A 13,956-nucleotide genomic window follows, 5' to 3' on the forward strand; every position below is an offset into this window, starting at 1 on the left:
TCAGCAAGGGGGACCAATGTCCACAGTCACCGTCGTCGAGCAGACCGTGAGCGCCCGGATCGTCGCCTCGGCCCCGCGCGCCGAGCCCGTACGGGCCGTACTCCGGTACGAGACCCATGACCCGTACGCGGTCCGGATGGCGTTCCCGGCCGACGCGACCCTGGAGGGGAACGACCTCGCCTGGGCCTTCGCCCGGGAGTTGCTGGCCACGGGGACGGACCGGCCCGCCGGTGACGGCGACGTCCGGATCCGGCCGTACGGCTACGACCGTACGGTGGTCGAGTTCCACGCCCCCGAGGGCGTCGCCGTCGTCCATGTCCTCACCTCGGAGATACGGCGCTTCCTCGCGCGGGTGGAACTCCTGGTCCCGGCCGGAGCGGAGAGCCGCCACCTCGATCTGGACGAGGACCTGGCGGAACTCCTCCGCGACGCGCTCTGACCGCCGGGCCCGCCTCCCCCGGAGCCCCGCGCCCCGGGCCGCGCCGTCACCGGGCGCCTCTGCCCCGGGTCTCGCCCGGCGACCGCGCGTTGTTTGCGGTCTGCGGGCCGCCTGTGGCCGTTCGCGCAGTTCCCCGCGCCCCTGGTTGCTCCTCCTCTCGGCCCCGAAAAGCTGGCCCCCTTTCAGAGCGGCGCTGGGGAGAGCATTTAGGGGCTCGGGGAACTGCGAGACAAGCCACAGGCGGCCCGCAGGCCGCGAACAAGATCAGGTCGCCGGGCGCGGCCCGGAGGTGAAGCGGCAACCCGGAGGGCCGAGGCGCCAAGGCCCTTCGGCGCGGCACCCCGGGAGCGGCCCGGCCGCATGGCGCGAGTAAATACATTGCCGCCCCCGAAGCCGCCCCGTTACGCTTCACTCGTTCCTGTTGCCGCCGATTGGAGAAGGACGTTGCTCGACTGAGGTCCGGGACACCGTGCGCGGGTCACCGTCGTTTCCGACGGGTGGCCGCCGTGTGTGCGACCTCGGGCTACGAGCCGTTCTTCCGGGCCGGGAGCTCTCCCCGCCGAGCACCGTGACCGCCTTCCGAGCGCTCCGGTCGCTCCGTCCGTCCTGCCGTGCGCGCCTTGGTGGCCGCCTGCCGTGACGGGTTCCGGTCGCTCCCGGCCGGCTCCTCTCCGTCGGCGTACGCACCCGGTGTCTCCTCCGTTGCCCTCACCCCTCTCGCGACAGGAGACCTGTATGTCTACCGTTTCCACCCATATCAGCTGTGCCGATCTCGACTTCTCCTGGTCCGACGGTACGGAGGTGTTCCATGGCTTCCAGCTCTCCGTCGGCCCCGGCCGGACGGGTCTGATCGGCCGTAACGGCTCCGGCAAGTCGACCTTGCTGAAGCTGATCGCGGGTGAGCTGACTCCGGCGGGCGGCTCGGTCCGTGCCGTCGGCGAGATCGGCTATCTGCCGCAGAACCTGGTGCTGGACACCGGGATGCCGGTGGACCGGGCCCTGGGTATCGCCGAGACCCGTGCCGCGCTCCATGCCATCGAGGGCGGCGACGCCGACGAGCGGCATTTCGCCGTGGTCGGTGACGACTGGGACGTCGAGGAGCGGGCCCGGGCGGTCCTGGACCAGCTCGGTCTCGGCCGGATCGGGCTCGACCGGACGATCGGCGAGGTCTCCGGCGGCGAGGGCGTTCTGCTGCGGCTGGCGGCGCTGCTGCTGGCCCGGCCCGGTGTGCTGCTGCTGGACGAGCCGACGAACAATCTGGACCGGTTCGCCCGGCGGCGGCTGTACGACGCGGTCGCCGCCTGGTCCGGGGTGATGGTCGTGGTCAGTCATGACCGTGAACTGCTGGAGCTGGTCGACCAGGTCGCCGATCTCCGGGACGGCGGTGTCACCTGGTACGGCGGCACGTTCTCGGAGTACGAGGAGGCGCTGGCCGCCGAGCAGGAGGCCGCCGAGCGGATGGTGCGGGTGGCCGAGGCCGATGTGAAGCGGCAGAAGCGGGAGCTGGTGGAGTCCCGGACCAAGCTCGCCAGACGGCGGTCGTTCGCGAAGAAGGCCCAGATCGAGAAGCGGGTACCGAAGGTGATCGCGAACAATCGCAAGAGCATGGCGCAGGAGTCGGCGGGCAAGTACCGGACGTTGCACGTCGAGCGGCTCGCCGGGGCGCGGGAGCGGCTGGACGAGGCGCTGGAGGCGGTCAGGGACGACGACGAGATCCGGATCGAGCTGCCGTATACGACGGTCCATCCGGGCCGTGAGGTGCTGCGGCTCTCGGAGCTGCGGCTGGCGTACGGCACGGAGGTGCGCGGTGTCCTCGACATCCGGGGTCCGGAGCGGATCGCCCTGGTCGGGCGGAACGGTGCGGGCAAGACCACTTTGCTGCGGACGATCGCGGGCGAGCTGGCCCCGGTCTCGGGCGAGGCGGAGACGCTCGTTCCGCTGCGGTTTCTGCCTCAGCGGCTCGATGTGCTCGACGACGAGCTGAGTGTGGTCGGCAATGTCGCCCGGGTGGCGCCCGACGCGACGGCCAACCGGATCCGGGCCCGGCTGGCGCGCTTCCTCTTCAAGGGGGCGAAGGCGGACCAGCTCGCCGGAACCCTCTCCGGTGGCGAGCGGTTCCGGGCGGCGCTGGCGTCGCTGCTGCTGGCGGAGCCCGCGCCGCAGTTGCTGCTGTTGGACGAGCCGACGAACAATCTGGACATGGCGAGCGTCCAGAAGCTGACCAGCGCGCTGGCCGCGTACGAGGGGGCGCTGATCGTGGCGAGCCACGATGTGCCGTTCCTGGAGTCGATCGGGGTCACCCGGTGGCTGCTGCTCGACGGCGGGCTGTACGAGACCGACGCCGAGTCCGTCCGCGAGGGCGCCCTGCGGGCTCCGGAGCAGGAGGAGGCGGCGGGAGTGTAGCCGGTACGGTTCCGGCCCCGGGGCGCACCCGCTGCCCCGGGGCCGTACGGTCCCGCCGTGGAACCCTGCGACGGTCTTCGCCGGAATCCCGACAGAAGGTGTCGGGATTCCGGCTTAGCGTCGGCTCCATGCCTGAGCAGAACAACATCGTCATCACCGGGGCGCGGGAGAACAACCTGCGCGATGTCTCCCTCGCCGTACCCAAGAACAGGATCACCGTCTTCACGGGTGTCTCGGGCTCCGGTAAGTCGTCCCTCGTCTTCGACACCATCGCCGTGGAGTCGCAGCGGCAGCTCAACGAGACCTTCACCTCCTTCATCCGCAACCGGCTGCCGAAGTACGAACGGCCGCAGGCGGACGCCATCGACGAACTGTCCGTGGCGATCGTGGTCGACCAGAAGCCGGTCGGCGGCAACGCCCGCTCCACCGTCGGCACGATGACCGATATCTACTCCTTCCTCAGGGTGCTCTTCTCCCGGCACGGCACCCCGCCCGCCGGTCCGGCGACCGCCTACTCCTTCAACGATCCGACCGGGATGTGTCCCGACTGCGACGGGATCGGCCGGACCGTCGAACTCGATGTCGACCGGGCGATCGACGTCTCCCGCTCCCTGGCCGGTGGCGCGCTGTTGCTGCCGGGGCTCTCGGTCGGCGCCTGGGAGTGGAAGCTGTATGCCGAATCCGGCCATTTCGATGCCGACAAGCCGCTGCGGGAGTACACCCCGGAGGAGCGCGAGCTGCTGCTGTACGGGAAGGACTTCTCGGTCCGGCTGGAGATGAAGTCGGGCTCGTTCGACATGCGGTTCGAGGGCATCGTCAACCGCTTCACCCGGCTCTCCCTGAAACGCGACACGGGCGGAATGTCCGAGAAGCGCCGGGAGGCCATCGAACGGTTCACGGTCCGGCGGCCGTGCCGGGCCTGCGGCGGGGAGCGGCTCAACGCGGCGGCCCGGGCCAGCCGGATCGGCGGTCTGACGATCGCCGACTGGACCCGGATGGAGGTGGCCGATCTGGTGGGAGTACTGGCCCGGATCGAGGATCCGGTGGCCGCGCCGGTCGCCGCCGCCGCACGGGAGCGGCTGGAGCGGCTGGTGGGGATCGGTCTTGGCTATCTCTCCCTCGACCGGGAGACCACCACCCTCTCCGGGGGCGAGGGCCAGCGGCTGAAGATGGTCCGCCATCTCGGCAGCTCCCTCACCGGGCTGACCTTCGTCTTCGACGAGCCGAGCGTCGGGCTGCACCCCCGCGACGTGGGCCGGATGAACGACCTGCTGGTCCGGCTGCGGGACCGGGGCAATACGGTCCTGGTGGTGGAGCACGATCCCGATGTGATCGCGATCGCGGACCATGTGGTCGACATGGGGCCGCGCGCGGGCGTCCACGGCGGCCGGGTGGTGTACGAGGGCCCGGTGGGCCCGCTGCGGGCGGCCGACACCCTCACCGGGCGGTGTCTGCGCCGCCGTACGCCGCTCAAGGAGAGCTTTCGGACACCGTCCGGCTGGCTGCCGGTGACCGGGGCGGACCGGCACAACCTGAAGGGGATCGACGTCCGGTTCCCGGCCGGGGTGCTCACCGCCGTCACCGGGGTCGCGGGCTCCGGGAAGTCGACCCTGGTGTCGGAGGTCTTCACGGCCGCGTACCCGGAGGCGATCGTGATCGACCAGGGCGCGATCACCGCGTCGGTACGCTCCACCCCGGCGTCGTATCTGGGTCTGATGGACCACATCCGTACCGTCTTCGCCAAGGCCAACGGGGTGGAGCCGGGGCTGTTCAGCTTCAACTCGAAGGGCGCGTGCGGGGAGTGCTCGGGGCGGGGTGTGATCCATACCGATCTGGCGTTCATGGATCCGGTGACCACGGTCTGCCCGGTCTGCGAGGGGCGTCGTTTCCAGGATCACGTACTGGCCCACCGGGTCCGGGGGCGGTCGATCGTCGACGTCCTGGACCTGACGGCGGCCGGGGCGATCGAGTTCTTCGGCGACGAGCCCCGGATGCTGGGCAGGCTCACGGCGCTCGACCGGGTCGGCCTCACGTATCTCACGCTCGGGCAGCCGTTGAGCACCCTCTCCGGCGGAGAGCGGCAGCGGCTGAAACTCGCCACGCAACTGCACCGTACGGGCAGTGTCTACGTGCTCGACGAGCCGACGTCCGGACTCCATATGGCGGATGTCGACACCCTGATCGGGTTGCTGGACCAGCTGGTCGACGCCGGGAACTCGGTGATCTGCGTGGAGCACGACATGGATGTGGTCAAGCAGGCCGACTGGGTGATCGATCTGGGGCCCGACGGCGGAAAGCACGGCGGTGAGCTGGTCTTCGAGGGGACCCCGGCGGGGCTGCTGGAGCACCCCGATTCGTTCACGGCCGAATACCTCCGGCGCGATCCGGGGCTCATCGGTTCGGCGACCCGGCCGAGTGGTCTATCTCTCGTACGACGCTGAACCCATCCGAAACCGGCCAGGTGAACCGGCTCCCACCTGGGAATATCACCGAATGTGAGCGACGCGCTCCGGACCCGGCTTGGAGGAAGGCTTACCCCACCCTTAACCTACGGTCTCGTAACCTACGAATCCGTAGGTAGCGCCTGCCGACCAGGCGTCTCTCCCGTCCCCTGGAGCCACCCGTGACCATCACTTCTCCCCACCTCGGCAGTTCGGAAGCGTGGACCGATGCCCGGCTGCTGTTCGCGCTCGAAGAGGTGGTCGAGAAGGAGCTGAACCGTCATCTGAAGGTGGCGAAGGACTGGATGCCGCACGAGTACGTGCCGTTCTCGGACGGGCGCAACTTCCCGGGCCAGTTCGACGACGGGGTGGCCTGGGAGCGGGAGCAGTCGAAGGTCACCGACATAGGACGTATCGCGCTCGTGGTGAATCTGCTGACGGAGGACAACCTCCCCAGCTACCACCACGAGATCGCCACCCTCTTCGGCCGGGACGGCGCGTGGGGCACCTGGGTGCACCGCTGGACCGCCGAGGAGGGCCGGCACGGCATCGTGATGCGCGACTACCTGCTGACCTCGCGCGCCGTCGACCCGGACAAGCTGGAGCAGTTCCGGATGGCGCACATGGCGGAGGGCTTCGAGTCCGACAACCGGCATTCGATGCTGCACTCGGTGGCGTACGTCGCCTTCCAGGAGCTGGCGACCCGGGTCTCCCACCGCAATACGGGCCACCAGTCGGGCGACCCCGTCTGCGACCGGATGCTGGCCCGGATCGCCACGGACGAGAACCTGCACATGGTGTTCTACCGGAATCTGCTGAGCGCGGCCTTCGAGCTGGCTCCGGATCTGACCATGCAGGCCGTCCGGGACGTGGTGGTCAACTTCCGGATGCCGGGCCACGGTATGCCGGGCTTCGAGCGGGCCGCCGCGCAGATGGCGATCGGCGGGATCTACAACATGCGGATCCACCATGACGACGTGCTCGCGCCGGTGATCCGCTTCCTGAAGGTCATGGAGATCGGCGACCTGGGCCCGGAGGGTCTGAAGGCGCAGGAGGAGCTGGGGCTCTACATGGGCGGCCTGAACGCGGAGGCGGCCAAGTTCGACGAGCGCCTCGCCGCCCGCCGCGCCCGCCTGGACGCCCGCGCCGACCGCTGAGGGCGAGCGAGACGAACCGAGCCCGCAGATCAAGCAGCGCGGTTTTTCAGGATGTGGCGTTCTTTCTCGGAGAGGCCGCCCCAGACGCCGAACTTCTCGTCGTTCTCCAGTGCGTACTGGAGACATGCGACCCGGCCTTCGCAGGCCCGGCAGAGGCGCTTGGCTTCGCGGGTGGAGGAGCCGGGGGCGGGGAAGAAGAACTCGGGGCCGGTCTGGGCACAGAGCGCCGTCTCCTGCCAGGAGAGGTCCTCGGTGGCGGTGATGTTCTGCTGCATGGCCACCACGGTGGCCCATCGCGATAAACGCTTCATCAATGACGCATCAACACGGGTACCGGCCGGGCGTTGTCGCGGGTCGGGCGGGGCTTGTGCCGGGGTACCGGAGGCACCGCCGACGGGGCCCGGCGCGGGTGCCTTGCCCGTCCTGCCTGGTGGTCACGCCTGCTGTGGCGAGGGGGTCATGACGAAGAATCGCGCACCGGTCGGGTCGTCGATCATGGCGAATCTGCCGACGCCGGGCATGTCGACGGGTTCCATGGTGATGGTTCCTCCGGCGTCCCGGGCTTGGGTGACGGTGGCGTCGCAGTCCTGGGCGAGGAAGTACGGCAGCCAGGTCGGCTGGTGCAGCGGCCCTTCGTCGCCGAGTGGCGCGATTCCGCCGAACATGTCGTCGGCGGTCTGTCCTTCGGGGTGGATCATCGTGTAGCCGGGTCCGTCGCCGCCGCCCGGCATGGGCATGGTGGTGGTGCCCCAGGCGAAGACGGCTGAGTAGAAGGCGAGGGCGGCGGGTACGTCGGCGGTGTTGAGTTCGACCCAGAACAGGGCGTCGGGCGCGTCGACCAGGTCGAGGCCTTTGTTGGTGCCGGGTTGCCAGACGGCGAAGCCCGCGCCTTGGGGGTCGGCGAAGACGGCCATCCGTCCGAGGTCCATCACGTCCATGGGTTCGGCGACGACGGTTCCGCCGGAGGACTGGACGGTCGCGGCGGTGCGGTCGGCGTCGGTGGTCTGGAAGTAGAGGTTCCACGCGGTGGGTCCTTGGTCGGCGGGGACGGTCATGCCTCCGGCGACGGTCTTGCCGTCGAGTTGGAAGAGTCCGTATCCGCCGAATTCGGGCCCGCCGGGCTGGTGTGTCCAGCCGAGGACGGCCTGGTAGAAGCGGGCGGCGGCGTCGAGGTCGGGGGTGCTGATGTCCAGCCAGACGGGTGAGCCGGGCACATAGCGCGTGGTGAGCATGATGACTGGCGCCTCTCGTGTGGACGGATCCCCGCCCGCTCAGTCTCGCGCAGCCCCAGGGGGCCCGCATCCGGATCCCCGTACCCCCGGAACGGGGGCGACCGGCCCGGAGGTACGGCCGGTGAGCGGCCCGACGCGCCCCGTACACCCCGCCCCTTCGTACGCGTCTTTACGTGTCTTTGCGCGTCTCTACGTGTCTTTGCGCGTCGGCCCCGCGCCCGTATCCGCGCGGTCGCTCAGTGGTGACCGCCCGGACCGCCCGGGTCGTGGCCGGGGATCGTTCCGTCGGGTTTGGCGATCAGCAGCAGGCCCGCCATGCCCATGTCGGAGTGGCTCTGCACATGGCAGTGGTACATCCAGGCCCCGGCGCCCACCCCCTCCCCCGCGATGATCTGGAGGCCGAAGGAGTCCGCCGGGCCGGTGATCTTGTTGTCGATCACCCGGCTGGGGTCGTTGGGGCCGGTCAGCAGGCCGGTCCGGTTGTCGGCCCAGCGATGACCGTGGATATGGAAGGTGTGGTAGTACTCGCCGTGCGTGATCATGACGATCTCGACCCGGTCGCCCACCGTCGCTTTGAAGTCGGGACCGGTGTGCCCCGGCTTGTTGTTGATCGTCATGTCGTTGAAGACGACGGTGAACTGCTTGTCGGGCAGGATGTCGCCCTTGCGCCGGACGACGAGGGGGCCGTAGAGGCCCTTGCGGATGCCGCCGGTGCCGTGGTCCGTACCGACGACATGGTCGTGGTAGTGCCAGTATCCGGCGCTGCCCGCCCGCCAGGTGCCGTCGGCGCGGCGACCGGGGGCGTGGGTCCGCCAGGTGTGGGTCCGGGTGGCGCCGGGTTCGACATGGCTGCGGTTGAGCTTGGTGCCGTCGTTGTCGATGTCGAAGTCCACGCCGTGGACATGCAGGCTGACCGCGACGTCGAGCAGGTTCTCGAACTCGATGTGCAGGGTGTCGCCTTCGTTGAGTTCGATCATCGGGCCGGGGATGGTGGGTTTGCCCTTCTCCAGGCCGTAGCCGAGCTGACCGTCCGCCAGTTTCTCGGCGTAGAGCTTCATATGGCGGACCTTGCCCCCGGCGGGCGCGGTCCTGGGCAGGGTGGCGGCGAGTGGCCCGGCCGCCGCCGGGGCGCCGTTACCGGCGAGTGAGACCGAGGTGACCCCCGTGGCCGCGACCGCGCTTCCCGCCAGCACTTTCCGGTTGAAGCTCCGTCTGTCCATGGCGAACTCCCCACTCCGTTCGGGCGACTGACGGGGCGCGCGCCACCCCGGAGGACGGCCATACCGTAGCCCGGGGATCTTTGTTTATCCACACTCAGGACAAAGTTTGTTCTTCTACGGTCATACCTATTGGCGAACCGCGAAAAGAGGTCTAGCTTCCTTTGCTGTCGTCGGCTGCTGTCGGCTGGTGCCATGACCACCAAGGAATGGATGACCCCATGCAGCGCGCACCACACCACAGGTCCAGATCTCGAACCCGCGCCCCGGGGCGCGTCTGCGCGGCGGCCCTGGGGGTCGCCGCACTCACCGCTTCCCTGCTCGGCGGAGTATCGCCGGCCACCGCCGGTACCCCGCCGGAACCCCGGACGACAACGATGTCCCTGCCCTCGCCACCGGGCGGCAAGAACGTCCGGGTCCTGGTCTTCCACGGTTCGGCCACCGCCGAGTCCCCGCTGGTCGACGCCGGCATCGAGGCGGTGGAGTCGATCGGCCTCAGCGGGCCGGCCGCGGGCCGCTTCGCCACCGAGGCCACCGGCGACCCGGCCGTGTTCACCGACGCGGCCCGGCTCGGCCGGTTCAACGCGGTGGTCTTTCTGACCGGCGGCGGCGATGTGCTGGACCCGGAGCAGGAGGCGGGTCTCGAAACGTATCTGGAGGCCGGTGGCGGCTTCCTCGGAGTCCATGACGCGGCGCGGACGGAGCCGTACTCCGGCTGGTTCACCGGACTGATCGGGGCCCGGCCGACCGGGGCGCCGAGTCCGGTGCAGCGGGCCGTGATCGAGGTCGGGGACCGGCTGCATCCGGCCACCAAGTCGCTGCCGCTCCAGTGGAAGCGGCCGGACAAATGGTTCAACTGGGCGGTGAATCCATCGGGTTCGGTCCATACCGTGGCCCGGCTGAAGGAGAGTTCGATCACCCCGGCCGCCAAGCCCAACGGCTGGGACCACCCGGTGTCGTGGTGCCGGGACTACGACGGCGGCCGGTCCTTCTACACCGCTATGGGCGGTACGGTCGACAGCTTCGCCGAGACCGACTTCCGGGACCATCTGCGCGGGGCGCTGGCCTGGACGACCCGGTTGTCCCGCGCCGACTGCAAGGCCACCATCGACGCCAACTACACGGCCGAGCGGGTCACCAAGCCCAATCAGCCGGGGCGACACGATCAGATCGGGGAGCCGCACGGGCTGGTCACGGCCCCGGACGGCAAGGTGTTCTACATCGGCCGGGGCGGCGCCGACAGCACCAAGCCGGTGGTGACCGACTGGAGCGACCCGAATATCGGCAAGGGCGCCGGTGAGATCCATGTCTACGATCCGGCCACCCGGCAGGTGACCCTCGCGGGGGCGCTCTCCGTCTTCGGCAACAAGGGCGGCGGGGACGAGCTGATCAAGAACGAGGAGGGGCTGCTCGGGATCGAGCTGGACCCCGGCTTCGCGGCCAACGGCTGGATCTATCTGCATTACACCCCGCATTCGGAGATCGACCGGGAGAAGCGGATGGCGGACCGCCGGGTCTCCCGCTTCGTCTACGACCACACCACCGGCAGGCTCGACCCGGCCAGTGAGAAGGTCCTGCTGAGCTGGCCGGTGCAGATCCACAGCTGCTGCCACTCGGGCGGCGGGCTGGCCTGGGACTCGAAGGGCAATCTCTATATCGCCACCGGGGACAACAACTCGTCCCGGTTCAGCGACGGCTACTCGGGCAACAACCCGCAGCCGAACTACCAGGGGGTCTCCTTCGCGGACGCCCGTCGCACCTCCGGCAACACCAACAACCTCAACGGCAAGATCCTCCGGATCAAGCCACGGCCCGACGGTACGTACACCCTCCCGGCGGGCAATCTCTTCACCGGCGACGAGTCGGCCGAGGGCGGCGGGAAAACCCGGGGCGAGATCTATGTGATGGGTGTCCGCAACCCGTCCAGGATCTTCGTCGACAAGAAGACCGACATCCTCTACGCGGGCTGGGTCGGCCCGGACGCCGGGGCGCCGTCCCCGACCTGGGGCCCGGCCAAGTACGACACCTTCGCCGCCATCACCGAGGCGGGGAACCACGGCTGGCCGTTCTGTATGGGCAACAACCAGCCCTACCGGGACCGGGGACCCGCCGACCCCGCGAAACCTCTGGGCTGGTACGACTGCTCGGCGCCGAAGAACGAGTCGCCGAACAACGACGGTCTGGTGAATCTGCCGCCGGTCACCCCGAACACGATCTGGTACGCCCCGCAGGGCGGCGGCCCGGACTTCCCGCGGAACGCCGACGGCGTACCGAGCTACCAGCTGGCGGAGCAGAAGCTGCTGCTGCCCTGGCTGAAGGGCGGGGCGCAGGCCACCATGACGGGCCCGGTCTACCGCTACGACCCGGCGAGTACATCCGCCGTGAAGTGGCCCGCGCACTGGGACGGCAAGTGGTTCGTCGGCGACTTCTACGACGGCGACCAGCCCCGGCACGCCGTACTGACCGATCCGAAGACGGTCGGCAAGGGCGGTCTGCCGGTCCACGCCGAATCGCTGAAGAAGATCGTCCCGGTCGGCGCGAACGGCATCCGCAACCTCATGGACTGGAAGTTCGCGCCGGACGGATCGCTGTACGTCCTCGACTACGGGCGCGGCTTCTTCACCTCCGACGCGCGCTCGGCGCTCTGGCGGATCACCTACAAGGGCGGCGACGCGACCCCGTCGGCGGACCTGCTGGCACGGAAGGCGGCACGGTGAGCACGATACGGAAGAGCGGCCCGAGACCGCGCGGAGCGGGCGGTATCCGGCGCGCGACGGGCCCGTGGGCGGCCGTGGTGGCGGCCCTGGCGATGGTCGTCGGCCTGCTGTCGGCGGTGGCGTACGGCCAGGACGGCCCCGGCGGGCCGGACCGTACCGACCGGACCGCCGCAGCCGCCGCCGAGCAGGCCGTGCGGAGCGGACAGCAGGGCCGGGCGGACCGGCGTGCCGCGCCGGCCGCGGCGCAGACCCTCACCTGGACGGCGGGCGATCCGATCGACCGCTATCTCACCTTCCCGGCCACGGCGGTGGCGGGCCGGACCACGATCGTCTTCGAGAACAGCCGGGCGTCGGGGAACACCACGGGGATGCCGCACACCCTGACCTTCGACGTCTCGGACCCCGAGTTCAACAACGACGTACCGCTGAACATCCTGGCCAACCCCGGTGACGACCAGGGCGGCAAGCACACCGCCGAGGTGACCCTCACCCCCGGGCGCTATCGCTTCTACTGCACGATCCCCGGGCACGGCCAGATGCAGGGCATCCTGACGGTCTCCGATCCGGCGGGCGAGGACACCACGGCGCCGGTGACCGAGGCGAAGGTGACGGGCGACCGGAACTCCGACGGCGCGTACATCGGGGTCGCCACGGTCGCGGTGACGGCGACCGACGAGGGTTCGGGCGTCGAGCGGATCGAGTACGCCACCGGGACCGACGGCCCGTGGCAGTCGTACACCGGGCCGGTGGTCGTCAACACCGTCGGGGAGCACCGGATCCGCTACCGGGCCACCGACCGGGCCGGGAACACGGCGGCCGGGAAGTCGGTGGACTTCCGGGTGGCGGCCCCGCCGACCGGGGACCGTACGCCGCCGGAGACCTCGGCGGCGGTCAGCGGTGAACGCGACGCCCAGGGCCGCTATCTCGATCTGGCGACCGTGACGGTGACGGCGTCCGACACCGGTTCCGGCGTCAACACCATCGAGTACGCGATGGGCGCCGATGGTGCCTGGCAGCCGTACACCGCCCCGGTGATGGTGCATCAGCCGGGTACGCACACGGTCCGCTACCGGGCCACCGACCGGGCCGGGAACGCCGCCGCCCCGAAGTCCGCCGAGTTCACGGTGGTCACACCGCCGCAGCCGGACACCACCCCGCCCGTGACGGGCGCGGATGTGACGGGGCCCCGGAACTCCGACGGGGCGTACCTCGGCGCGGCCCGGGTCGCGGTGAGCGCCGCGGACCACGGCGGTTCGGGGGTGGAGCGGATCGAGTACTCCCTCGACGGCGGCCCCTATCTCGGCTACACCGGGCCCGTGGTCGTCGACCGGCTCGGCTATCACACGCTCCACTACCGGGCGACGGACAAGGCGGGCAATACCTCGGCGGCGCTGAAGGTCACGTTCACGGTCGCCGAGGGCGGCGGGGTTCCGGCGCCGAGCTGCCCCGAGTGGGACGAGCGGCTGACCGTGATCGTGGGCACCGTCGACTCCGGGGTGCCCAACCGGATGACCCGGTCCCGGTGCACGGTCAACGAGCTGATCGAGGACGAGAAGGCGTGGTCGTCGCACGCCCTCTTCCTCAAGCATGTCGACCAGGTGCTGGACCGGCTGCTGGAGGACGGGGTGATCGACGCCCGCGAGCACCGGAGGGTGTACGCGGCGGCCAAGGCGTCCGGACTCGGCAAGCCGGGGCGGAACACCGGCTACCAGGACCTCTTCGACGGGACACGGAAGTCGTTCGACCGCTGGCAGCACGTCGGCGGCGGCTCGTTCGCGCTCAATGAGGACGGCTCGATGACCAGCGGCACCACCCGGGGCGGGCTCGGCATGCTCTGGTTCCCGCAGCGCCGGTTCGGGGACTTCTCCCTCAAGCTCCAGTGGCGGGACGACGCCCCGGGTACGGGCCACGCCAATAGCGGGGTCTTCGTCCGCTTCCCGTATGTCCACGAGAATCCGGAGGAACCGCGTCCGGAGTGGGTGGCCATCAAGTACGGGCACGAGGTGCAGGTCCTGGACCGGCCGGACGGCGATATGTACAAGACGGGGTCCGTCTACGGCTTCGACCGGGTCGGGCTGGCCGGGGCCGGGGTGACGCCCAAGGGCACGTGGAACGACTACGAGATCCGGGTGGTCGGCCAGTCGTACTCGGTCTACCGCGACGGGGTGCTGATCAACCGGTTCGAGAACACGGCGGGTCAGAGCTTCGCGCCGCCGCGCTCGGGCGACGTCGGAACGGACGGCCGCCGGTACGCGCTCGGCCATCTCGGCCTCCAGGTGCACGGGACGACCGATGTGGTGTCGTACCGGAACATCCGGATCCAGGAGCTGTGACACCCGGTCGCTGACCG

At 69.9% G+C, this 13,956-nt stretch carries 9 protein-coding genes; 6 read left to right on the forward strand and 3 right to left on the reverse strand.

What is annotated here, in order from left to right:
• Window positions 1–16 precede the first annotated feature (16 nt).
• From ABZ714_RS09975 to ABZ714_RS09990, 4 genes are all read left to right on the forward strand, one after another.
• Entirely contained in the window at window positions 17–439 is a 423-nt protein-coding gene (locus ABZ714_RS09975; protein WP_358824675.1) for an SsgA family sporulation/cell division regulator, read from the forward strand.
• Between the two features lie 735 nt (window positions 440–1,174).
• Window positions 1,175–2,842 (forward strand): ATP-binding cassette domain-containing protein, encoded by a 1,668-nt coding sequence (locus ABZ714_RS09980; RefSeq protein ID WP_358824676.1) that lies wholly within the window; start codon window positions 1,175–1,177, stop codon window positions 2,840–2,842.
• 128 nt (window positions 2,843–2,970) lie between these two features.
• Window positions 2,971–5,283, forward strand: a complete 2,313-nt coding sequence (locus ABZ714_RS09985; RefSeq protein WP_358824677.1) for an excinuclease ABC subunit UvrA — start codon at window positions 2,971–2,973, stop codon at window positions 5,281–5,283.
• Window positions 5,284–5,465: 182 nt separating this feature from the next.
• Window positions 5,466–6,440: an acyl-ACP desaturase gene (locus tag ABZ714_RS09990; protein WP_358824678.1), complete on the forward strand. Its 975-nt coding sequence runs from the start codon at window positions 5,466–5,468 to the stop codon at window positions 6,438–6,440.
• 29 nt (window positions 6,441–6,469) lie between these two features.
• On the opposite strand, the gene ABZ714_RS09995 is transcribed toward ABZ714_RS09990, so the two are convergent.
• The 3 genes from ABZ714_RS09995 to ABZ714_RS10005 form a co-directional block, all read right to left on the reverse strand.
• The gene (locus tag ABZ714_RS09995; RefSeq protein ID WP_358824679.1) at window positions 6,470–6,715 is read right to left on the reverse strand and encodes a WhiB family transcriptional regulator; all 246 of its coding nucleotides are present in this window, start codon (window positions 6,713–6,715) and stop codon (window positions 6,470–6,472) included.
• A gap of 159 nt (window positions 6,716–6,874) precedes the next feature.
• Window positions 6,875–7,672 (reverse strand): VOC family protein, encoded by a 798-nt coding sequence (locus ABZ714_RS10000; RefSeq protein WP_358824680.1) that lies wholly within the window; start codon window positions 7,670–7,672, stop codon window positions 6,875–6,877.
• Between the two features lie 236 nt (window positions 7,673–7,908).
• Window positions 7,909–8,892 carry a multicopper oxidase domain-containing protein gene (locus tag ABZ714_RS10005; protein WP_358824681.1) on the reverse strand — a complete coding sequence of 328 codons (984 nt, stop codon included), beginning with the start codon at window positions 8,890–8,892 and terminating at the stop codon, window positions 7,909–7,911.
• Window positions 8,893–9,179: 287 nt separating this feature from the next.
• Between ABZ714_RS10005 and ABZ714_RS10010 the strand changes: the two genes are divergently transcribed.
• Together ABZ714_RS10010 and ABZ714_RS10015 are read left to right on the forward strand one after the other, a co-directional pair.
• Window positions 9,180–11,606 carry a ThuA domain-containing protein gene (locus ABZ714_RS10010; protein ID WP_358824758.1) on the forward strand — a complete coding sequence of 809 codons (2,427 nt, stop codon included), beginning with the start codon at window positions 9,180–9,182 and terminating at the stop codon, window positions 11,604–11,606.
• 92 nt (window positions 11,607–11,698) lie between these two features.
• Window positions 11,699–13,939, forward strand: coding sequence for a family 16 glycoside hydrolase (locus tag ABZ714_RS10015; protein WP_358824759.1), 2,241 nt, complete (start codon window positions 11,699–11,701; stop codon window positions 13,937–13,939).
• Window positions 13,940–13,956: the final 17 nt, after the last annotated feature.

The organism is Streptomyces sp. NPDC006798 (genome assembly GCF_040635975.1).
Taxonomy (GTDB): domain Bacteria; phylum Actinomycetota; class Actinomycetes; order Streptomycetales; family Streptomycetaceae; genus Streptomyces.